The organism is Oscillibacter sp. GMB15532 (genome assembly GCF_041020825.1).
Classification (GTDB): Bacteria; Bacillota; Clostridia; order Oscillospirales; family Oscillospiraceae; genus Oscillibacter.
Window position 1 is genome coordinate 17665 of sequence record NZ_JBEVTO010000010.1, and the last position, 20248, is coordinate 37912.

At 49.9% G+C, this 20248-nt stretch carries 20 protein-coding genes and 1 pseudogene; all 21 read left to right on the forward strand.

Features of this window, described 5'->3' with window-relative positions; translation table 11 throughout:
* Nucleotides 1-18 precede the first annotated feature (18 nt).
* Nucleotides 19-2229: an NHLP bacteriocin export ABC transporter permease/ATPase subunit gene (locus ABVS15_RS12135; protein ID WP_369283946.1), complete on the forward strand. Its 2211-nt coding sequence runs from the start codon at nucleotides 19-21 to the stop codon at nucleotides 2227-2229.
* 25 nt (nucleotides 2230-2254) lie between these two features.
* Nucleotides 2255-2473 (forward strand): hypothetical protein, encoded by a 219-nt coding sequence (locus tag ABVS15_RS12140; RefSeq protein ID WP_369283947.1) that lies wholly within the window; start codon nucleotides 2255-2257, stop codon nucleotides 2471-2473.
* Nucleotides 2474-2522: 49 nt separating this feature from the next.
* Nucleotides 2523-2741, forward strand: a complete 219-nt coding sequence (locus ABVS15_RS12145) for a hypothetical protein (RefSeq protein ID WP_369283948.1) — start codon at nucleotides 2523-2525, stop codon at nucleotides 2739-2741.
* 51 nt (nucleotides 2742-2792) lie between these two features.
* The gene (locus ABVS15_RS12150) at nucleotides 2793-2981 is read left to right on the forward strand and encodes a hypothetical protein (RefSeq protein ID WP_369283949.1); all 189 of its coding nucleotides are present in this window, start codon (nucleotides 2793-2795) and stop codon (nucleotides 2979-2981) included.
* A 63-nt stretch (nucleotides 2982-3044) separates the two neighbouring features.
* Nucleotides 3045-3425, forward strand: coding sequence for a hypothetical protein (locus ABVS15_RS12155; protein ID WP_369283950.1), 381 nt, complete (start codon nucleotides 3045-3047; stop codon nucleotides 3423-3425).
* 13 nt (nucleotides 3426-3438) lie between these two features.
* Nucleotides 3439-3996, forward strand: coding sequence for a hypothetical protein (locus tag ABVS15_RS12160; protein ID WP_369283951.1), 558 nt, complete (start codon nucleotides 3439-3441; stop codon nucleotides 3994-3996).
* Nucleotides 3997-4012: 16 nt separating this feature from the next.
* Complete coding sequence (locus ABVS15_RS12165) at nucleotides 4013-4309, forward strand: STAS domain-containing protein (RefSeq protein ID WP_369283952.1); 297 nt, start codon at nucleotides 4013-4015, stop codon at nucleotides 4307-4309.
* A 50-nt stretch (nucleotides 4310-4359) separates the two neighbouring features.
* Complete coding sequence (locus tag ABVS15_RS12170) at nucleotides 4360-5283, forward strand: DUF2156 domain-containing protein (RefSeq protein ID WP_369283953.1); 924 nt, start codon at nucleotides 4360-4362, stop codon at nucleotides 5281-5283.
* Nucleotides 5276-6196: a DMT family transporter gene (locus tag ABVS15_RS12175; protein ID WP_369283954.1), complete on the forward strand. Its 921-nt coding sequence runs from the start codon at nucleotides 5276-5278 to the stop codon at nucleotides 6194-6196. The genes ABVS15_RS12170 and ABVS15_RS12175 overlap by 8 nt, the downstream gene beginning before the upstream one ends.
* Complete coding sequence (locus tag ABVS15_RS12180) at nucleotides 6183-7088, forward strand: hypothetical protein (protein WP_369283955.1); 906 nt, start codon at nucleotides 6183-6185, stop codon at nucleotides 7086-7088. Before ABVS15_RS12175 ends, ABVS15_RS12180 begins: the two co-directional genes overlap by 14 nt.
* A gap of 14 nt (nucleotides 7089-7102) precedes the next feature.
* Nucleotides 7103-9637, forward strand: a complete 2535-nt coding sequence (locus tag ABVS15_RS12185; RefSeq protein WP_369283956.1) for a SpoIIE family protein phosphatase — start codon at nucleotides 7103-7105, stop codon at nucleotides 9635-9637.
* A gap of 20 nt (nucleotides 9638-9657) precedes the next feature.
* Nucleotides 9658-11529: a M3 family metallopeptidase gene (locus ABVS15_RS12190; RefSeq protein WP_369283957.1), complete on the forward strand. Its 1872-nt coding sequence runs from the start codon at nucleotides 9658-9660 to the stop codon at nucleotides 11527-11529.
* Nucleotides 11530-11564: 35 nt separating this feature from the next.
* Entirely contained in the window at nucleotides 11565-12434 is an 870-nt protein-coding gene (locus tag ABVS15_RS12195) for a hypothetical protein (RefSeq protein WP_369283958.1), read from the forward strand.
* 16 nt (nucleotides 12435-12450) lie between these two features.
* Nucleotides 12451-12711 carry a hypothetical protein gene (locus tag ABVS15_RS12200; protein WP_369283959.1) on the forward strand — a complete coding sequence of 87 codons (261 nt, stop codon included), beginning with the start codon at nucleotides 12451-12453 and terminating at the stop codon, nucleotides 12709-12711.
* Nucleotides 12712-12803: 92 nt separating this feature from the next.
* Entirely contained in the window at nucleotides 12804-13082 is a 279-nt protein-coding gene (locus ABVS15_RS12205; RefSeq protein WP_369283960.1) for a hypothetical protein, read from the forward strand.
* 13 nt (nucleotides 13083-13095) lie between these two features.
* Complete coding sequence (locus ABVS15_RS12210; protein ID WP_369283961.1) at nucleotides 13096-13350, forward strand: hypothetical protein; 255 nt, start codon at nucleotides 13096-13098, stop codon at nucleotides 13348-13350.
* 187 nt (nucleotides 13351-13537) lie between these two features.
* Complete coding sequence (locus tag ABVS15_RS12215) at nucleotides 13538-13783, forward strand: hypothetical protein (protein ID WP_369283962.1); 246 nt, start codon at nucleotides 13538-13540, stop codon at nucleotides 13781-13783.
* A 127-nt stretch (nucleotides 13784-13910) separates the two neighbouring features.
* On the forward strand, nucleotides 13911-15314 hold the full coding sequence (locus ABVS15_RS12220) for a radical SAM protein (RefSeq protein ID WP_369283963.1): 1404 nt from the start codon (nucleotides 13911-13913) through the stop codon (nucleotides 15312-15314).
* 26 nt (nucleotides 15315-15340) lie between these two features.
* Nucleotides 15341-15802, forward strand: a complete 462-nt coding sequence (locus ABVS15_RS12225; protein WP_369283964.1) for a DUF3574 domain-containing protein — start codon at nucleotides 15341-15343, stop codon at nucleotides 15800-15802.
* Nucleotides 15803-15848: 46 nt separating this feature from the next.
* Entirely contained in the window at nucleotides 15849-18863 is a 3015-nt protein-coding gene (locus ABVS15_RS12230; protein ID WP_369283965.1) for an ABC transporter permease subunit, read from the forward strand.
* A pseudogene (locus tag ABVS15_RS12235) lies at nucleotides 18860-19576 on the forward strand (amino acid ABC transporter ATP-binding protein); the annotation flags it as partial. The gene ABVS15_RS12230 and the pseudogene ABVS15_RS12235, both read left to right, overlap by 4 nt.
* Nucleotides 19577-20248 lie beyond the last annotated feature (672 nt).

A 20248-nucleotide genomic window follows, 5' to 3' on the forward strand; every position in this document is an offset into this window, starting at 1 on the left:
GAGGAGTGTGCGAGGACGATGGGATGGTTTGACGAACAAATTAAACAGCGCATCAAGACGGATGACGAAGCCTTCGCGGACGCCTTTGCCTCCATGGCGGGGGTCGTCATGGGGAGAGGCGCACAAAGCGCCCAGGCGGACGACCGGCAGAAAACGAAAAATGCGGTGGACGAAATTCTTAAGTTCTACCGCGTAAAATCTACGGAGCTGCCCGACGAGCTCCGGGACATTAACGAACAGCTGGAATACTTGCTGCGGCCCTCCGGCGTCATGCGCCGGGTGGTCAATCTGGAGGGCGACTGGTACCGGGATGCGGTCGGCGCCTTCCTCGGGACACTCAAAACTGGCGGGGTGGTGGCACTATTGCCCCATGGTCTCTCCGGTTACGCTTTTTTCGACCATCAGAGCGGCAAAGCGGTGAAGCTGAACAGGCAAACGGCACTGCTTCTGGAAACAGAGGGCATCTGCTTTTATAAGCCGCTGCCACTAAAAAAACTGGGAATCCGCGACCTGCTCTTATACATAGCTCAGATACTTTCACCGGCGGATTACGCCATGGTGGGCATCGCCACTCTGGCAGTCACATTGATTGGATTGCTGGGCCCGAAGCTTAACAGCATCATCTTCTCAAACGTCATCGAAAGCGGCGATATGCGGCTCTTTCTGGCAGTGACGGTGATGCTGGCGGCCACCGGCATCGCAGGGCTGCTGGCTGACACTGTGAAAACAATCCTTCAGGAACGGCTTCAGACCAAAACCGGCACGGCGGTGCAGGCGGCCGCTATGATGCGGGTGTTGTCCCTTCCGGCGGAATTTTTCAAAGACTACAGCGCCGGCAACTTAAGCAGCCGCACCCAGAGTATCAACAGCCTGTGTGTTATGCTGTCGAGTGCCATCCTGACCACGGGGCTCACCTCGGTGTTCTCCCTGATCTATATCACGCAGATTTTTGCCTATGCTCCGGCACTGGCGGTTCCGGCCATCACGATCACACTGGCGACGGTGTTGTTTACGCTGCTGTCCACCTGGGCGCAGATGAAGCGCTCCAAACAGACGATGGAGCTTTCTGCCAGAGAATCGGGTTTGATCTATTCCTTTATCAACGGTGTGCAGAAGCTAAAGCTTTCGGGCGCGGAGAAGCGGGCCTTTTCCAGGTGGGCGGCGCTCTACCGCCAGAAGGCCAGCCTCACTTATGACCCGCCCGTGTTTCTCAAGCTGAACACGGTAATCTCCACTGGCATTTCGTTGGTGGGAGCCATCGTGCTTTACGATACGGCGGTGCGTTCCGGGGTATCCGTGGCGGATTATTTTGCTTTCAATGCGGCCTACGGCATGGTGAGCGGTGCGTTTCTCTCCCTTTCCGGTATTGCCCTGACAGCGGCCAATATAAAGCCGGTGGCGGAGATGGTCAAACCCATTCTGGAGACAGTGCCGGAAATAGCCGACGGCAAGAAGGTGCTCACCCGCATTTCCGGCGGAATCGAGCTGAACAATGTCTCCTTCCGATACGCCGAGGGTATGCCCATGATTGTGGACAATCTTTCCTTGAAAATCCGCCCCGGCCAGTACGTGGCTCTGGTGGGAAAGACCGGATGCGGAAAATCCACGCTGATGCGGCTGCTGCTGGGCTTTGAGACACCGCAGAAGGGCGCGATCTATTACGACGGCAAGGATTTAAGCACCGTGGATTTAAAATCCCTGCGGCGGCGCATCGGCGTGGTAATGCAAAACGGCAAGCTTTTCTCCGGGGATATTTTCTCCAACATCACCATTTCTGCTCCCTGGCTCACCATGGACGAGGCGTGGGAGGCGGCGGAGCTTTCCGGCATCGCGGACGATATCCGGGATATGCCCATGGGAATGAACACGATGATCTCCGAGGGCAGCGGCGGCGTCTCCGGCGGGCAGCGCCAGCGGCTGATGATTGCCAGGGCGGTGGCTCCGAAGCCCCGTATCCTCATGTTCGATGAGGCGACCTCCGCACTGGACAACCTGACACAGAAGACGGTGGCCGATTCCCTGGCGAATCTCAAATGCACCCGTATTGTAATTGCCCACCGGCTCTCCACGATCAGGGAGTGCGACCGAATTATCGTGCTGGATGCCGGGCGGGTGATTGAGGACGGCAGCTATGACGAGCTGATTCAAAAGGACGGCTACTTTGCGGAGCTGGTGGCTCGCCAAAGGCTTGACGACACCCAGTTCGTGGGCAAGACTACGTTGTTTTAATAAAAAATTGAAAGGAGCTGTTTTTATGGAAAGCGACAAAAATTTGGAAAAACAGGCGGGCGCGCTGAAAGAGGAAGATCTGGATCGCGTGGCGGGCGGAATGAGAACACACGGAAGTCTTAATCCTCATTGCCCAAAATGCGGATTGGAGATGTTCATTGCCGAAATAAACGGTGCTCCTTCCAATTTTGCGTACTGCTCGAAATGCAGCTATGAATGCAGGCTGATGGCAACATTGATATAAATGAGGGTAAAACTAAATTGTTTTAAGAAAATTGAAGGAGGTCATTTTCATGGAAAACGACAAAAATTTGGAAAAACAGGCAGACGCGCTGCAAGAGGAAGAACTGGATCGCGTGGCGGGCGGAATGAGAACGAGCGGAAATTGGAATCCTTATTGCCCAAAGTGCAACTCGGAGATGAAAGTGTACGCAAATAATTTAGCACGCTGTACAAAATGCGGCTATGAATATGAAGTGTGGTCCTTAATCACTGTGAATAACAAAGGTTAGTAAACGTAAACACGCCATGGATTAACAAAAATTAAATGGAGGGAAATGATTATGACCGACAATAAGAATTTGGATAAACAGGAAAACATCCTCACCGACGAGGAGATGGATCAGGCGGCAGGGGGCTTAGTAAATCAGGTGGGCATTGTGACGAATCCGTGTGAGGGCATGTTAGGCACGCCGGACCATGCGAAGCCCACAGAGCAGAAATCCAATCCGTTTCCGCAAAACTGCGGCTAATGCGTTTGCTTTCACAGCCACGATTGTTTCGACAGGCAAAAGGTTGAAAAGGAGTGTGAAACAATGACTGCACGAGGCATCCCCGATGTCGTCGGCATGACAGAGGCAGGACGGCCGATTATCACGTCTACCGGATGCTGCGGGCATTTTGAACGGCAGAAGGGCGCACTGACCAGCGCGCGGGAATGCTGGTATTGCAAGTACGCCGACTTCCGGGAAAACACGGAGCAGCAAACGCATTACGGGATATGCCGTCTGAAACGCAGCAAGCCATCGCCCAGGCTGTCCGACGACGAGCTGGACGCGGCTGTGGGCGGCATAGCGGAATCCGGGCAGGCTATCTCTGCCGGAGGCGGTTATCAATGTAAGTGCGGAGCCGTCTTCTACTGCCCGATGCCCGAATGCCCGGTCTGCCATAACACGGAAATTAGAAAAATTACATAGAAGGGTACAAACCATGAAAGAAATCAGAATAACAGAAAGCAACATGAGCGAAGCGCTGACGCAGATCGACACGCTGGACGGGCTCAGCCCCAAAGACAGCGGCTGTCTGCGGCTCCTTACGGAAGAAATGTTCTCCATGTGCAAGGAGCTTTTGGGAGCCGGCACACTGGATTTTGAGGTAAGGCGCGACAATGGGCGGTATGCCCTGCAAATCAGTACAAAAACGCGGGTGAACGAGGAGGCCAGACAGCACTTCCTCTCCATGAGCAGCAGCGGCAAAAACGCCGCAAACCAGGGGATTAAAGGAATGCTGGGTGCTGTTTTGGAGGCACTGGAAAGCGGGGCCGGGCAGGAATTGAGCGCTTCCGTCTGGGCCTATGGGCTGAGCGCCCCGGGCGGCGAGTACGTCTCCATGTGGACACTCTCACAATATATCGAATCAGCCCCGAAGGAGAAAATCAAAAGCGAATGGGACGGCATGGAGAAATCCATCATCGCAAACTTTGCAGACGATGTGTCCATCGGTGTCCGCAACAATAAGCTGGAAATGACTGTAATCAAAACACTTTAATTCGGAGGAAAAGAAAATGACAATTAACAAAACTTTGAACGCAACCGAACTGACCGTGGCTCTGACCGGTCGCCTTGACACCACGACGGCCCCCCATCTGGAAGCGGAGCTGAAGACCTCGCTTACCGGCGTGGATTCCCTCGTGATGGATTTTGCCGAGCTTGAGTATATTTCCTCCGCCGGACTGCGTGTGCTGCTCTCCGCTCAGAAGGTAATGAATAAACAGGGAAAAATGGTAATCCGCCATGCCAACGAGACCATTCTTGAGGTGTTTGAGGTAACTGGATTTGCCGATATTCTGACGGTGGAATAGGGAATAAAAAGGAAGGCGGAATAATTGTCACCCGCCAATGGAGATATATGATGAATTTTGAAGCTGTAACATTGAAACACAAGAAAATAATTAACCCGTACCTGTACAAGTATGGAGAAGGCTCGTGCCAGCACTCCTTTGCTGCCATGTTCTGTCTGGCGGACAAATACTGTGACTCCGTCTGTGAAAAGGACGGATGGCTGTTTATCCATCGTGCCGGCATAAGCAGTAAAACTGAAAGAGTCTATCTATTCCCTATGGGAGACTATTCCAATGAAGGTGGGCTTAGGGACGCAATCGAGGCGATTCTTGAAGACGCACATTTTCATGAAGCAACAGTTCGCTTTGAAACTCTGACTGCAGCGGCAAAGGATGCTGCAGTCAGGCTGTTTCCGGGCAAGTTTTCGGTAACGTCACTCCGTGATTATTCGGAGTACATTTATACTTATGACAAGCTGGTGAATTTGCCTGGACCTCAATTGCGCTCCAGACGGTATGATATCAGATCCTTCTATCGCAACTATGGCAGCAGAACCCGCATCGAAATAATCGAAGAGAAGCATCTGGACGAGATCCGGCGGTTTCAGAAAATGTGGCTTGAAACCCGGCTGAATGGCGAGGAGGATGTTCAGCTTGCGCATGAAAATATTGCAATACAGCTTGGGCTTTCCAACTTTTCAGAGCTGGAGCTCACCGGAATCGTAATGTATATTGATCATGTTCTATGCGGTTATGCATATGGTGTACCGCTGTCGGCGAACAGTTTTGATGTGATTATCGAAAAGGGTGATCGCAGGATTCCTGATATATATAGGGCGCTGAACCGTGATCTGGTGAGAATATGCTGCAGCGAGTACCAGTATATCAATCGTGAGGAGGATGTTGGCGTCGAAGGCTTAAGGCGCGCAAAACTATCCTATCAACCGGATATCTTACTTGAAAAATATCTGCTGTGCGAGGTAAACAATGAATAAAACAGAAGCAAATCTTTCACTTTTTATCATCACTTTTTTTGCGGCGATCCAGTATGTTTTTCTTGCCAATGTTCCGGAGTCCGTTTCGAACTTCGCATTTCTTGCAATTACGAATCTGATCGGCTTTTGTATTATGCTGGTCCTATTTTGGGGCGAGCTGTTTCGGATCGATAAAAGTCAGATTCTGCAAAGCTTGATCTTGTCCGCAGAGCTGTTTGGATTCAACCTTTTCGTACTGCTTGGAACTTCAGGCGTAGGCGCTACCATCAGTGCATGCGTGCTGTCGGCGTATTTTGTGTTTATCCCTGGCATTTCATTTGTACTTTACAGAAAAAAACCGAACCGATCCAACTTAATTGGTATTGGGGTAGTACTTGCGGGTTTGTTTCTGATCATGAATGCAGACCTTGCAGGTGTACTGAATATCCATATCCTTTATCTTGTTGCGGCCGATATTTTTGTTGCAGTATACATCATTATGACCGGAGATTTTACAGCAAAATCGAATCCGTCCATCCTTGCCATGGGACAGATGTTTTTCAATGCGCTTTTTGCTCTGGCATTTTGGTTTGGTGAGGCAAAGCTTAAAAACATCACAATGTCACTGCCATCCGATGCGGCATTCTGGTGGAGTGTGCTGTTTATCAGCCTTTTTATCCGTGGGTTGTATGGCATTGTGCAGATATACGCCCAAAGATATGTCAATGCTCTGAACACCTCTTTGATTTTCTCCTCTGAAATTGTCATCACGATGCTGATGTCTCCTGTTCTTGCAAGATTATTTGGTACACAAGCTGAGACAATCACTTCATGGAAGCTTGCAGGAGCAATCATAATGGTAGCAGGAATATTGATTGCGGACTCCTCTTTTACGATGGCTGTGAAAAGGAGGCTTGCACGTGAAAAAAATTGATTTTGAGAAACATATTCCGCTGATATTGGGTTCCGTAGCGGGATACTTTTTGCTTGATTTATCGGTGAGAATGACTGGATTTCTGGAATTTGGTGCTTTTATCGGCATTAAGAACTTTCTTCCTGCTACCCTGGGATTGTTGTTTGGCTGGTATGGAACTCTCGGATGCTTGATTGGCAGTATGCTGGCTTCAATCATTACCGACGCAGCATTACCGGAACTGTTGTTTGAAGAAACTAGTATTTTGGTGTTTGGCATGGGAATATGGCTATTGTGGCATGGAAGAGTAACACCACACAGCGTTCACTTGAAAAAGAAGAATGATTATTTCAGATATATTGTGCTGACAGTGATCCTTTCGGCAATTTGCGGAGGCATCAGCTTTGCATTCCTGACAGGCGGTTCATTTTTAACGGTCTTTATTGCGTATCTTTCTATGAGCGTGCTTGTGGCAATTCCAGTAATTATTCTGCTGACTTCCATTGTATGTGTCAGCCCAATTCTGCCGTTCTGGGCGCATATACTGCCGGATGTTTCTGGCAGCGTTGCTTCCGATCCGGGCAGTCTGGACAATTTCAATGATCTGCTTGCGGAATACTTCCTGCTTCATAAAATCGACAGAAAAAATCTGTATGGCATACAGAACTGCATTGAAGAAGTGATGATCAGGATTCTTGCCGAACAGCCTGATGCTTCGGTCAGTATTCGGTTTTATGAGAGCGATAGTTTTTCTCTTTGGTTTGAATATCAGGGCGGACATTATAATCCCTTTGTAGCAGGTAAAGATGAAGAATCGGAAGATAGGTTCGGACTCCAGCTGATCAAGCACCGTGCACTTCGGGCATCTTACAAATACCGCCGGGGAATCAACCAAATCCACATTGTCATATAAGGGGGCACAGATCAATGGATAAAAAAAGAAGGCCGATCCGAAAAAAAGTACAGACGATGGTTCTTGCAATATCAGTTACGGCATTGCTGCTTACCAGCATTGTAAGCGTTTTCAGTATGTTGAAAATACAGAGTGATGTACTGTCGGCAGGAAAGGCTCTGGGAGATACCGCAGCGAAAAATGGAGCAGAAGCACTGCTTACCCAAATGGAACGGAATTTGCTTGATATTGTATCGAGCAAAGCAAAGCTTGCAGATTCGGAGCTTGGCAAATTTTCAAGTTATGCCGGTCAATTTGCAGCATATGCCGAAAGGCTCTATAATAATTCATCAGATTTTGTCCCGGTAGAGGTGTTGCCGCCAGATAAAGAAAATGCAAATGCGCTGACCATGCAGCGTTATCTGGCAAAAAAGGACATTGCACTCAACAATATTCATGATGAAATAATGCTGCTCGGAAACCTTGAATATGTTTTTAAACCGGTCATCACCGCAGAAAAGGAGATGATCACAACAATTTACATAGGAACAGAAAGCGGATTTATGCTCAGCTATGACAGTCGATCCGACTTGGGAGACACGACAGCCGCCGCAGAGGAATATTACGATTATTTTGATGCATCCTGGTATGCTTCCGCAAAGGAAGCCGGGAAACCCATTTTTACCGATACCTATCCCGACACTTACGGACGAGGCCTTACCATCAGCTGTGCGGCACCGTTCTACGATGAGGACAAGTGTTTCGCTGGTGTGGTCTGTATGGATATATTGATCACTGATCTTAATAAAACGATTATAGATATCGACCTCGGAAAAAACTCTTATGCCATGCTGATTGATAAAAATGGAAGAATCATCGCCTCTCCGCAAATGACATCGGAGCAGAGTGAATTTGAGAATATATTGAAGGATACCTCTCTTCCCGCTTATGAGGCAAAGGACAAATTGCTGAGCGGAAATACCGGTGTCACCCTAACCTCATCTGATATTTATTATGCGTACACGCCTGTTGCCTCTGCGGATTGGACCCTTGCCATCTATGTTCCCGCATCGGATATCACGGAACCTGTGGCACAAATACGCGAGAGCATCAACACTATGACTGATGATACCGCTGCATCCATGCGCCGGAATATACTGACTGCGATTTTGATCTTTGTTATATCCTTTGCAGTCATCATTTTCATCGTTATTATCCTTACGAGGCGTTTTGCTGTACAGTTGACAATGCCATTGCTGTCACTGCGAAACGATGTGGGAGAGATTCGCGGGGGAAATCTGGAATATAGGGCAGAAATTACTGGCAATGACGAAATTGGTGATCTGGCAGATTCCTTCAATCATATGGCACTATCCCTTGAACAATATATCAACGACCTAACGTTAGTCACAGCCGAAAAGGAGCGCATCGGGGCGGAGCTTGACGTAGCCAAACACATTCAGGCAAGTATGCTTCCCAGCATCTTCCCTGCATTCCCCGAACGACCTGAATTGGACATCTACGCCACTATGACTCCCGCTAAGGAGGTAGGCGGCGACTTCTACGACTTCTTCCTGGTGGACGATGACAGACTGGCTATGGTAATGGCCGATGTATCCGGTAAGGGCGTCCCGGCGGCTCTTTTTATGGTGATTGCCAAAACTCTCATCAAGAATGTGGCTCAGACAGGACTTTCGCCAAGGGATGTGCTGGAAAAAGTCAACAACCAGCTCTGCGTGGGCAACGAGGCTGAGATGTTTGTTACGGTCTGGCTGGGAATTTTGGAAATTTCCACTGGTAAGCTGACCTGTGCCAATGCAGGACATGAATATCCGGTGCTCAAACGCAGGGGCGGCGACTATGAACTGGTGAAGGACAAGCACGGCTTCGTGCTGGCCGGAATGGAAGGCTCCCGCTATAAGGAATATGAACTTCAGATGGAGCCTGGTGACCGATTGTTCCTTTATACTGACGGTGTGGCTGAGGCTACTGACGCTCACAATGAGCTCTACGGTACCGGTCGGATGCTGGATGCATTGAACCGAAACAAGGAGGTCAACTGTGAAACCCTGTTGCACTGCATGAAAGAGGATATTGATGCCTTTGTAGGAGAGGCACCTCAATTTGACGATATCACGATGCTAAGCCTTGAGTTAATGCCTCAGAACGGCCCCGGCATGAGAAAACTGAAGCTAGCTCCCTCACTGGAGTCGATGGAACAGGTTACTGCCTTTGTAGAGCAAGAGTTGGAGACTGTGGGTATTTCCATGAAAGTAATTACCCAAATAAACATCGCAGTGGATGAGATTTTCTCCAATATCGCCCGATATTCAGGCGCAAACGATGCTACTGTCGGTGTGAGCATGGAAGACGGACGCATTATATTGCGCTTTGCCGATAATGGCCTCCCTTATGACCCCACCGGGAAGCCGGACCCAGATACTACTCTTTCTGCCGAGGATCGCAATATTGGTGGGTTGGGCATTTTCATGGTGAAGAAATCCATGGATACCGTGGTATATGAATATCACGACGGGCTTAATATCCTGACACTGACAAAGAAAATTTGATTACAAAGGAGGAAGTGTTTATGAAACGAATGTGTTCATTTCTGCTGGTACTGGCGATGGCACTGTCGCTGACGGCCTGCGGCTCCAATCAAGCGCAGAACGCAAGCGCGACAGCGGAACAGTCTGTCACTCCACAAGAAATAGCGTGGGATTTAAGTACCATTTATCCGGATGAGGAAGCATTTGAAGCGGAATTTTCTCAGGCAGAGACTCAAATAAAATCGCTTACTGCACTGCGCGGCAAGCTGAACACGGTGGATCGTGTGATCAGCTATTATACAGGCTATGATGAAATGAACCGTCTGACTGGGAGGTTAGATGCCTATACCGGCCTGCAGGTGTATAAAGATCAATCCGACAGCACCGCCAAAGAGCTGTCCGGCAGGGTAAGTAATTTAATTACTAAATTATCTACTGATACGGCTTTTGCATTGCCGGAGCTGTTTGCAAACGGCAGCGACTTTCTGGATAAGGTGGCGGGGGATGCACGCATGAAGCCATATCTCACTTGGTTCAACCGTGACCGTGCGCAAAGCACCCATACGCTGCCGGAGGCACAGGAGCAGCTTTTACAGCCGCTCTATCAGCTTCGTGATGGAGCATACTCCTTGTATGGCTCTCTTACAGGCAGTGACCTAACCTTTTCTAACATCAGATTTCCGGATGGAAGCGAGCGTGAGGCAAACGAAAATAATTATTCTGCCGCCTATAACAAGGATTATACACAAGAATTTCGCATCGCATATTACAATGCCATGATGCAGCCTTACCATCAATTCCGCAACACCCTTGCCCAGAATATGCAAAATTATTATACTGCCGTAACCAAGAGTGCCGTCAGTCATAAGTATAGCTCGGCATTGGAGGCTGCCTTAGCACCGGAGGATACACCTATGTCAGTTTACTCCAGTGTCCTGTCTGCGGCAGATCAGGCAAGACCCGCTATGGAACGGTATTTCACGCTGCTGGAGAAGTCTCTGGACGTTACAGAGCTCTATAATTTTGAGACAAATGCAAGCATCGCCGACGACCCCGGCACAGCATACTCCTATGCAGAAGCCCAGAAGCTTGTGAAAGAGGCGCTGGAGCCCTTGGGTGAGGATTATGCCGCGAAGTTGGAGGTGATGTTTTCGACCGATGCCATTGATGTCTATCCCGCTGAAAACAAGTCTACCGGAGCTTTTGCTGCATCAGTGCCAGGTACGCACCCCTATATTCTGCTCAACTATACCGATAATTTTAGCAGTGTTTCCGCCTTGGCTCACGAGCTTGGGCACGCAGTACATATGATGTATTCCCAAAACCAGGAGAGCAGTTATGACCAGAATGTCAGCAGTCTGACCAGCGAGGTGACAAGCACCTTAAATGAACTGCTGCTCTCCGATTATCTGATGGAAAATGCCAAGACGGAGAAAGAGCGGCAATATTACGCTGCCCAGCAGATGTTTACGTTATATAGTACGTTTTTCACCCAGACCTTCTTTGCTAATTTCCAGGAGACAATGGTACGGGAGGTGGAAAATGGAGGAACGCTGACTGCTGACAAGCTGGACGAGCTGTGGCTGCAAACAACTAGTGACTGTTTTGGCCCTGAATATGCCGTAACCGATGCTTACGCTGCCGGTTGGGCACGCATTCCTCACTTCTACAACGGCTTCTATGTTTACCAATATGCTGTGGGTATCGCTGCCGCCTGCAACATTGCCGAACGCCTCCAATCTGGTGAAGAGGGTGCGGCAGAGGACTACCTGGCGTTCCTAAAGGCGGGCGACAGCGGAAACGTCGTGGAGATGCTGAGGTTCGCCGGGGTGGATATTGAGAACAGCGGCTACATTGATGCGTTCACCTCGCGCTTTGACCGGCTGATTACGGCATTTGAGGAAACGCAATGAAGTAAGAAGTCCATCTTATGAAAAGAGGAGGCACTATGAAACAAAAAGGATTAATAATTCTGGTCTTGTCGCTTGTGATAACGCTGGGTCTGCTTTCAGGATGTCAGAATACGCCTGCACTCAGCCCATCGAAAGCATCTGCGCTGACCATGGATCAGGCAATGGAGGTCAATAGGGCGGCTCACCTGCTGGAAAACTATAAGACCATCACCTACTCCCAGTTGGATTACATCGGTGGAGACACCATGCATGTGACCTATTTTAAGGACGCAGACGGGAATTGCTGCGTCACGGAAGACGATCCCGGTTATACCGGCTATGGGACGGACAGTCTCACCTTCTCCCGGGAAAAGGGCAAATCCGCCTATAAGATATCCGCCACAAAAGAGTCTCAAGTCAGCAGCTACTTATTTATGGTGCCTGGGAGCGAATTTACCTCCCAGACCACCGATGTCAACGGCAATCTGGTATGTGAAACTCAGGCGGACATCAGCCAGGATTATGCCGACCAGCTCTCCGTGACCTGGAAAGCCACCACTGAGGATAAGATGATAACAACGACCGTCTTTGCCGCTGATGATTTCCGCGTATTGTCCCTTGATTTCTCCCTCCGCCGTCCCGATGGCTCGGAGGAAAAAATCGCCTCCGGTGTGATGCTCTATGACCAAGAGGTGCGGCACACCGATGCGGTACAGGAATATCTGGATGCTGATAAGGCCACGGTATCCATACAGATGGAAGACAGTGCTATCCGGACGGCGGAAATTCCCATGGGCGAGACCTTTCGCTGGAGTTGCGACGACGGCTACGCCCTCTATCTGGACAAGGACCGCAAAACGCTGATTTCCGAAGAAGCTGGTCCCGTTCAGAGTGCTTTAACCTTGTATTGTCTGCCGAAAAAATAAAAGAAGGAGAATTACAATGACAACAGAACAAATCATCACCCTTGCCAAAGAAAGGCTTGGCAGGGACATCACAGAGCAGGAGGCGCAGAACTATATCGACGGAAAGACTGCACTTCCGGACGAAGCACTTGATATCGTCAGCGGCGGTGGAGACTGCCTGACAATAAAATGTCCGCTATGCCATTCGACAAATTTAGTAGACGACCCAACAAATTCTGTTTATAAGTTTCTGTGCCAGGACTGTGGGTACACATTTTTGAAAGTTGTAGATTTTTGAGAGCCGAAAAAAGGAATTTGACTGGCGCAATACCCTATTTATGAGTTGATTTGAAACCCAATAAATAGCAAAAGCATAGGAGGAGAATTACAATGACAACAGAACAAATTATCACCCTTGCCAAAGAAAGGCTTGGAAGGAATATCACAGAACAAGAGGCACAGGATTATATAGACGGCAAAACGGCACTCCCGGATGAGGCGCTTGATATTGTAAACGGCGCAGGGCACAGCAATGCAACTTGTGGAAGTCCGATACAATGCCCGCAATGCGGCTCGGTGAATCTCAGTACATATTCTGCTTTCGGTGGGAGTGTATCTTTTATTACAGACTACACCTGCAATGACTGTGGGCATGGATGGAAAGGTTAGGAGGAAAATAACAATGACAACGAAAGACGTAATTGCCCTTGCGAAGGAGAAGCTCGGCAGGGATGTCACGGAACAGGCAGCACAGGATTATATCGACGGAAAAGCGGCTCTCCCGGACGAGGCCCTTGATATCGTAAACGGCGGTGGGAATTGTAACTCACGAAGCTGTCCCCAATGCGAGTCACCTGACGTAGGAATTGGCTCTAACGGAACTTATGTCTGCCATGCCTGTGGGTACGCATGGAGCTATACCCCAATTGCAGGCTGATTCAAAAACGGAGAAACCATTTTGCATCCGCAGCGGACAGCAAACCCGGAAAAGGCCATGGGCATGGGAACATCATCTGCATATTCTGTCCTAAAATCTGCGGAAAATAGCAAACCCATTGAGAATTTTTAAATAAATCGCTACACTGAAAACCACAAATTATTGGTTTAACGAGGAGAAAATCACAATGACAACAGAAAAAATCATTACCCTCGCAAAGGAAAAGCTCGGCAAGGATATCACGGAACAGGAGGCGCAGGACTATATCGACGGCAAAGCGGCACTCCCGGATGAGGCACTTGAAATTGTAAGCGGCGGCGCAGTTTGCGTAGATCCTGTTTGTACCTACTGTGGCTCTCATTCCTGCGATGTATCACCAACAAATCCCGGGTGGTATCTCTGTAACAGCTGCGGGAAACCCTTTAGGGTTTAGGATATTTCATTGTTAAATGTTCGTTTATGAAATTCAATCATAAAGGGTGGACGTAAAGCAAGACTGTAAAAGGCGTGGCTGTATGCCATGCCTTTTACAAGATATGTAGCAAAAGGAGGAAACGACAATGTATTACAAGCTTTGTGAACCATACCGCCTGCGGGGCTTTGATGGTCTGCCTTTTTGTTTGGCAAGGCCACATGCACTAACACCGCGTATGTTGTCGCAGGAAGAATTTGCGGTACTTTTATGCTGTGATGGTGTGACGGAATTCGGTGAGGAAAGCGACGAGAGAATTGGTCAAGTCCTTCGGACTATGCTGGAAGACGGCGTTATCTCTGCCTCCCAATTGCCGTCGCCCATCCTGGAGGTTCAAAAATTCCGTAAGCATCCGAACGGGCATATCCATAGCGTGATCTGGAGCATAACAGGCGACTGTAACCTGCGCTGCAGGCACTGCTATATGTCCGGGGGACGCAATAAATATGAAGACCTGACAAAAACCCAGCTTTTTGATATGATTGCCCAATTCGATGAGGCGGGTGTCATGGAGGTGGAGCTCTCCGGTGGAGAACCTCAGATGTCACCGTTCCTGTGGGAGGTGGTAGACGAGCTGCTGCGCCGCGATATGGTCATATCGCACTTTCACACAAATGCAACGCTGCTTAACGGCGACTTTTTCGCTGAAATGAAAAAACGGAACCTGTCCTGGACCTTCGATTCCAGTCTTGACGGAGTGGGAGCCCATGACGAGCTGCGTGGAATCCCCGGTTCAGAGAAGATCGCGATAGAGGCATTTCGCATGATACGCGGGCAAGGATATCCGCTGCTCGTTAATTCAAAGTTTCACGCGGACAGCGTTTATACGGTTCTTGACACCTACGAGCTCATGAAGGACATCGGTGTAACCACATGGAAAGTCAGCTTCGTCTTCCCCATCGGCGAGGCGGTATCCGGTGTCACATCCGCTCCGGCGGTCACTTGCGGCGAATACCTTGAATTGCTGGAGCGCTATAAGACGGACGGCAATCCCTTTGGGCTGAACCTTGTGGAGGGTGTAGTAAAAGGGTACCGGGGCGGCGGTTTTTCCTTCTGGGAGAACGATAAGGAAGACCCCTTTAACCAGCGGCGCGTTTCCTGTGGTTTGTGCCGCAACCGTCCGTATATTCTTCCTGACGGTACACTTGTGCCCTGCATAGGCTGGGTGTCCACGCTGGTTGAAAAGCGGCTGCCGAAGCTGACCGAAACACGCCTGTCCGAAATTTACGGCGACCCGGATTCTTATTTCCGCGCTCTTGTGGGAATTAAGGTTTCCGATATTACCGATCACAACCCAGAATGTCTTGAGTGTGAGCATAAGCTGGCCTGCGGCGGTGGCTGCCGTGCCGACGCGCTGGCGACAAATCACGGCGATGACGCGATACACCGGCGGGGAATGATGCTATGCGGGATTTACAAAGGCGGATTTATGGCAAAAGCAAAGAGGATATGTGAGGATAGTAACATAGGAGGAAACAAAGCATTGCTTTGATAGAATATAAAAAAACAGGAGGCACTATGGAAAAGAAATACATAAACCGAATGCTTGCGGTGCTGGTGACATTCAGCCTACTTCTCTCCGCATCGCTGGCGGGCTGGCTCATCTATGACCATATTCATACGGCATCTTTCTCAGGAGAACCCATGCAAAAAGCGAGCAAGTACACACTTTATGTGGGGACGAATAATCCTGTTACCCATACGCAGACAGCTCCTACGGAAGAAATGAAAACACAGGTGGATGCTATCTGCGAAACGCAGGTGGAAGGCTTCACCGTTTTCCGCGCAAATGGAAATTGGTTTGATGCCACGGGTACGCAGGTAAGAGAGGATACACTGGTCTATTGCTTCTACAATGCGACGGACGACCAGATGAAGGCTGTCATGGATGAGGTGCTGGAAACCTTTCATCAAAGTGCGCTGGTGCTTGAGAAAGCGGACGCTGACATTATTTTTTACAGTGGCGGATCGCAGAAATAGGTATCCGGTACACACTCAAATCCAACGCAAAGAAAGGTGATTCACCATGAGACAGAAAATTCCAAGGGTATTCGCGCTTGCGCTTGCCCTGCTAACTTTATTAAGCCTGCTTGCGGGCTGCAATACCGGGACAAAGCAGTCCGCCACCGTGGCTTTGCAAATGAATGATACGGCCTATACCATCGGCGTACCCTCCGGTGCTACGGCGGTAAACGCGGTGGAAAACGCCCTGCCAAAGGCGAAGATGAAATATTACAACAGCCTGCCGGACGCTTACCTTGCTGTCCAGCAGGGTAAAGTGGATGCTTTTGCCTTTGACCGCTATCTGCTGGGCTTTGCCGTTGCAAACGGACTTACGGGCGTCAAGGTGCTCTCCGGCGACGTGGGGGCGAGCGACGACGTGGCCATCGGCATTTCCAGAAACTCCGGTATACCAGACCTGCAACAGAAAATTAACGACTGTTTGTCCGAACTGCGCGCCGACGGCACCCTGGACGATATGTTTGGGCGCTGGGTCGAAAAGGCCGACGATACCATGCCGGATATTCCAAAGCCGGAGCATCCCGCGATGACGCTAAAGGTGGGTACCTCGGGTCTGGTACAGCCGTTCAGCTATTACCAAGGCAGCGAGCTGACAGGCTACGACTTAGAGCTGGCGGCACGTCTGGCGCTATATTTGAACGCAGACCTTGAGATAAAAACCTACGACTATGACGGGTTCCCCTCGGCGGCAGAGAGCGGTGCGATTGACTGCATTCTGGCTAATCTTAACGCTACTACCGAGCGCCGGGAAACCATGGATTTCTCCACATCCCTTTATCAGACCCAAACAGCTCTGCTGGTACGGGACGATAGTGAGAAAAACGGAGACAAACAGGAATTCGCAAGCGATGCGCAGCGGCAACGCATACCGGTGGAAACCGCGCGCATCGGCGTGATGGAGGGCTCTACCAACGAGGTCTATGCCGAAGAACACTACCCTGATGCCGACAGGCAAAGCTTTAAGAATTATGTGGACAGCACCGCCGCACTGGGCGCAGGCAAGCTGGATTATGCCATGATGGACTACACCAGTGCACTGCGTTTTATCCGCAGCAATCAAAACTTGGAAATTGCCTCCGACGCTCTGACGGATGAAAAACTTTGTCTGGGAATCAGCAAAAGTCAGCCCGAGCTTGCAGAAAAGGTAAATGAGGCAGTAGAGAAGTACTTAGCTGACGGCACCATGGATGAGATCATTTCCCATTGGATTAAGCCTGACGGAAGCGATTACGATGTCGTTCGAACACCTAAGCGAGAAAACGCGCCCAAGATCAAGGTGGCTATCGTATCCTCGAGGGAGCCGACCACTTTTATGATGAATGGTCAATACGCGGGCCTTGATGTGGAGCTCATCGACCGAGTCCTCTATGAGTTGGGTTATCAGGCCGAATATCTTGATATGGAGTGGGGTGCGGTCATCACAGCTATGGGCAGCAATAAGGCCGATATGGCCCTGGGAATGTACAACACCCCTGAGCGGGCGGAAAAACTGTTGTTTACTGAGCCCTACTTCGCCAATCCCCAGGTGCTGGTGAGCCGGCAGGATGCCGTGACGGGGATGGATAAACCTCAATATACCGCCTTAAGTCAGCTCTCAGGGAAGGTGATCGCCTGTCAGACTGGCAGCATTGCGGATGTTTTGATAAATAGCACAGTTTCGGATGTAACCTACAGTTATTTCAACAACCGTACTGATATGCTAGCAGCGCTTAAAAACGGTAAGGTAGAGGCCATGCCGGCAGATGAGCCGGTGGCGAAGCTGATAGCTTCACAAAACCCCTCCCTCGCTGTACTGTCCGATCGGATTGTGGAGGATCACTACGGCGTTGCGCTGCAAAAGGATAGCCCCCTGACCGACCAGATAAATGAAGCTATCACAAAGTTAAAGGCTGACGGTACGCTGGAGGCGATGAAGGAAAAGTGGACGGGAGCTGACGAGAAGGTCAAGGTTCTTCCAATACTTGACTATCCCAGCGCAAATGGAACCCTGCGGGTGGCGCATGACATCACCGCGGAGCCGATGGAATACGTCGGCGCGGGCGGCGAGCCGCTGGGTTATGATTTGGAGCTGATGCTACGTGTCGGCGAGCTGCTTGACCGCAAGGTGGAGTTTACCGGCGTGGATTTCTCCGGCCTGATTCCTATGCTCCAAAGCGGCAAGGCGGACGCCGCCGTGGGTTGCATGTCCATTACCGACGAGCGTAAGAAGACGGTGGATATGAGCAAATCCTACTATGACGGCGGACTGTATTTCGTCGTACGTAAGGTGGCCGAAGCCTCGCCTTCCATTTCCACACCAGCGACAGTAAGCTTCTGGGATAACCTAAAGATCAGCTTTACCCGTACCTTCCTCACGGAAAACCGCTGGAAGCTGGTGTGGGACGGCCTTAAGGTCACGGTCCTCATCTCTATTTGTGCCGGACTCCTTGGCTCACTGATGGGCTTTGGTATCTGTATGCTCCGGCGCAGCAAAAAGCGCGCTGCCTCGCTTCCTGCGGCAGCTTTTATTCGGTTAATCCAGGGAACGCCCATCGTGGTGCTGCTGATGATCCTTTACTACATCATTTTCGGAAAGGTGGACATTTCAGCCGTTTTGGTTGCGATTCTCGGCTTTGCGGTCAACTTCGGGGTCTATGTATCCGAGATGATGCGCACTGGAATCGACGCGGTGGACAAGGGGCAGATTGAGGCGGCCTACGCCCTTGGCTTTACAAAGGTCAGGACCTTCCGAAAGATCACTTTCCCCCAAGCAGCCAGACATTTCCTGCCTGTTTTCAAAGGCGAGTTTATCTCCATGGTCAAGATGACCTCGGTGGTTGGTTATATTGCCATTCAGGATCTCACCAAGGTCAGCGACATCATCAGAAGCCGCACACTTGAGGCGTTTTTCCCCCTGATTGCCACAGCCGTCATTTACTTTCTGGTGGCAAATACCCTGACCATGCTGCTGTCGCGTTTGGAAATAAGTTTGGACCCTAAGCGTCGTAAACGAATTGTGAAAGGAGTGATGATGAAATGATTTCCATCCGGCATTTAAAGAAAGTATATCCCAATGTTACGCCTTTCTTTGACGTTAACGTAGAAATAGAAAAGGGCGAGGTTATTTCCATCATCGGCCCCTCTGGTACGGGAAAGTCAACGCTGTTACGATGTCTTAATCTGTTGGAGATACCAACCGCCGGAGAGATACTTGTGGACGGAGAAGCCATTACAGAAAAGGGTGCGGATATCCCTGCCATTCGGCGCAAAATGGGGATGGTGTTCCAGTCCTTCAACCTGTTTTCCCACCTGACGGTGATTGAGAACGTCATGATAGCCCCGACAGATTTGCTAAAGCTGTCCAAACAGGAGTCATATGACGAGGGAATGCGTCTGCTTGCCACCGTGGGACTTGCTGAAAAGGCGCTCAGCTACCCGGATGAACTGTCCGGCGGCCAGAAGCAGCGCGTGGCTATTGCTCGTGCACTGGCCATGAAGCCGGAAATCATCCTTTTCGATGAACCTACTTCGGCACTGGACCCCACCATGGTGGGCGAAGTACTGGCAGTCATCCGCTCCTTGGCTCGGGAAGGGCTGACCATGATGATCGTCACCCACGAGATGAAATTTGCCCGGGATGTATCCACCCGCATCTTTTACATGGACGAGGGCGGCATCTACGAGGACGGTCCCCCGGCACAGATCTTCGACCATCCTAAACGGGAGCGCACCCGTGCCTTCGTTAAACGCCTCAAAACCTTTGAACGGGAGATCGCATCGCCCACCTTCGATTTTATTGAGGTCAGTACCGGCATAGAGAAATTTGGCCGCAGACAGCTTCTGTCACAACGTCAAATCAACAATCTGCAGTTAGTGTTTGAGGAACTGTGCCTCCAGACACTTCTGGGGCGTGGCGATAAAGTGCTTCCCCTGCGTTTTTCGGTTGCGGTCTCAGAGTTGGACGGCTCCTGTGAGGCGGCGATCACCTATCGAGGTCCGTCTTTTGATCCATTTACAGAACATACTGATGAGCTGTCAATCAGAATGGTGATTGGCTTAACCAAAGAGCATACATGGAGCGGGGATAATGAGAATCATATCACTCTTATTTTATAAATGACAAATCAATAGCCAAAGAAAAACCCGGCTAAATCCGAAGGTTTATGAAATCATGCTATCTTCCGTTTGTCAAGAGCAAATTTCAAGTGAATCTCTTTTTTTAAGTGCAAAAATGAGTCTTTTAAGTGTAAAGGCTCATTTTTTCTTTTTTCTATTATATCCTCATAGCTGAAATATACAGAAAACCTTATGTATTTTAGCACAAAGGAGTGTGATGGAATGGAAAAGCGCAGGCGTGAGGATGCGCCGCTCCCCGCCCCCAATACGGAGGGCAATGTGTGGCCCAAGCAGAGTTGCCCGGCCTTT

What these genes read in the sequence shown, in the direction of transcription:
- ABVS15_RS12135 (WP_369283946.1), top strand. Translation starts at nt 19, where the DNA reads ATGGGATGGTTTGACGAACAAATTAAACAGCGCATCAAGACGGATGAC.
- ABVS15_RS12140 (WP_369283947.1), top strand. Translation starts at nt 2,255, where the DNA reads ATGGAAAGCGACAAAAATTTGGAAAAACAGGCGGGCGCGCTGAAAGAG.
- ABVS15_RS12145 (WP_369283948.1), top strand. Translation starts at nt 2,523, where the DNA reads ATGGAAAACGACAAAAATTTGGAAAAACAGGCAGACGCGCTGCAAGAG.
- ABVS15_RS12150 (WP_369283949.1), top strand. Translation starts at nt 2,793, where the DNA reads ATGACCGACAATAAGAATTTGGATAAACAGGAAAACATCCTCACCGAC.
- ABVS15_RS12155 (WP_369283950.1), top strand. Translation starts at nt 3,045, where the DNA reads ATGACTGCACGAGGCATCCCCGATGTCGTCGGCATGACAGAGGCAGGA.
- ABVS15_RS12160 (WP_369283951.1), top strand. Translation starts at nt 3,439, where the DNA reads ATGAAAGAAATCAGAATAACAGAAAGCAACATGAGCGAAGCGCTGACG.
- ABVS15_RS12165 (WP_369283952.1), top strand. Translation starts at nt 4,013, where the DNA reads ATGACAATTAACAAAACTTTGAACGCAACCGAACTGACCGTGGCTCTG.
- ABVS15_RS12170 (WP_369283953.1), top strand. Translation starts at nt 4,360, where the DNA reads ATGAATTTTGAAGCTGTAACATTGAAACACAAGAAAATAATTAACCCG.
- ABVS15_RS12175 (WP_369283954.1), top strand. Translation starts at nt 5,276, where the DNA reads ATGAATAAAACAGAAGCAAATCTTTCACTTTTTATCATCACTTTTTTT.
- ABVS15_RS12185 (WP_369283956.1), top strand. Translation starts at nt 7,103, where the DNA reads ATGGATAAAAAAAGAAGGCCGATCCGAAAAAAAGTACAGACGATGGTT.
- ABVS15_RS12190 (WP_369283957.1), top strand. Translation starts at nt 9,658, where the DNA reads ATGAAACGAATGTGTTCATTTCTGCTGGTACTGGCGATGGCACTGTCG.
- ABVS15_RS12195 (WP_369283958.1), top strand. Translation starts at nt 11,565, where the DNA reads ATGAAACAAAAAGGATTAATAATTCTGGTCTTGTCGCTTGTGATAACG.
- ABVS15_RS12200 (WP_369283959.1), top strand. Translation starts at nt 12,451, where the DNA reads ATGACAACAGAACAAATCATCACCCTTGCCAAAGAAAGGCTTGGCAGG.
- ABVS15_RS12205 (WP_369283960.1), top strand. Translation starts at nt 12,804, where the DNA reads ATGACAACAGAACAAATTATCACCCTTGCCAAAGAAAGGCTTGGAAGG.
- ABVS15_RS12210 (WP_369283961.1), top strand. Translation starts at nt 13,096, where the DNA reads ATGACAACGAAAGACGTAATTGCCCTTGCGAAGGAGAAGCTCGGCAGG.
- ABVS15_RS12215 (WP_369283962.1), top strand. Translation starts at nt 13,538, where the DNA reads ATGACAACAGAAAAAATCATTACCCTCGCAAAGGAAAAGCTCGGCAAG.
- ABVS15_RS12220 (WP_369283963.1), top strand. Translation starts at nt 13,911, where the DNA reads ATGTATTACAAGCTTTGTGAACCATACCGCCTGCGGGGCTTTGATGGT.
- ABVS15_RS12225 (WP_369283964.1), top strand. Translation starts at nt 15,341, where the DNA reads ATGGAAAAGAAATACATAAACCGAATGCTTGCGGTGCTGGTGACATTC.
- ABVS15_RS12230 (WP_369283965.1), top strand. Translation starts at nt 15,849, where the DNA reads ATGAGACAGAAAATTCCAAGGGTATTCGCGCTTGCGCTTGCCCTGCTA.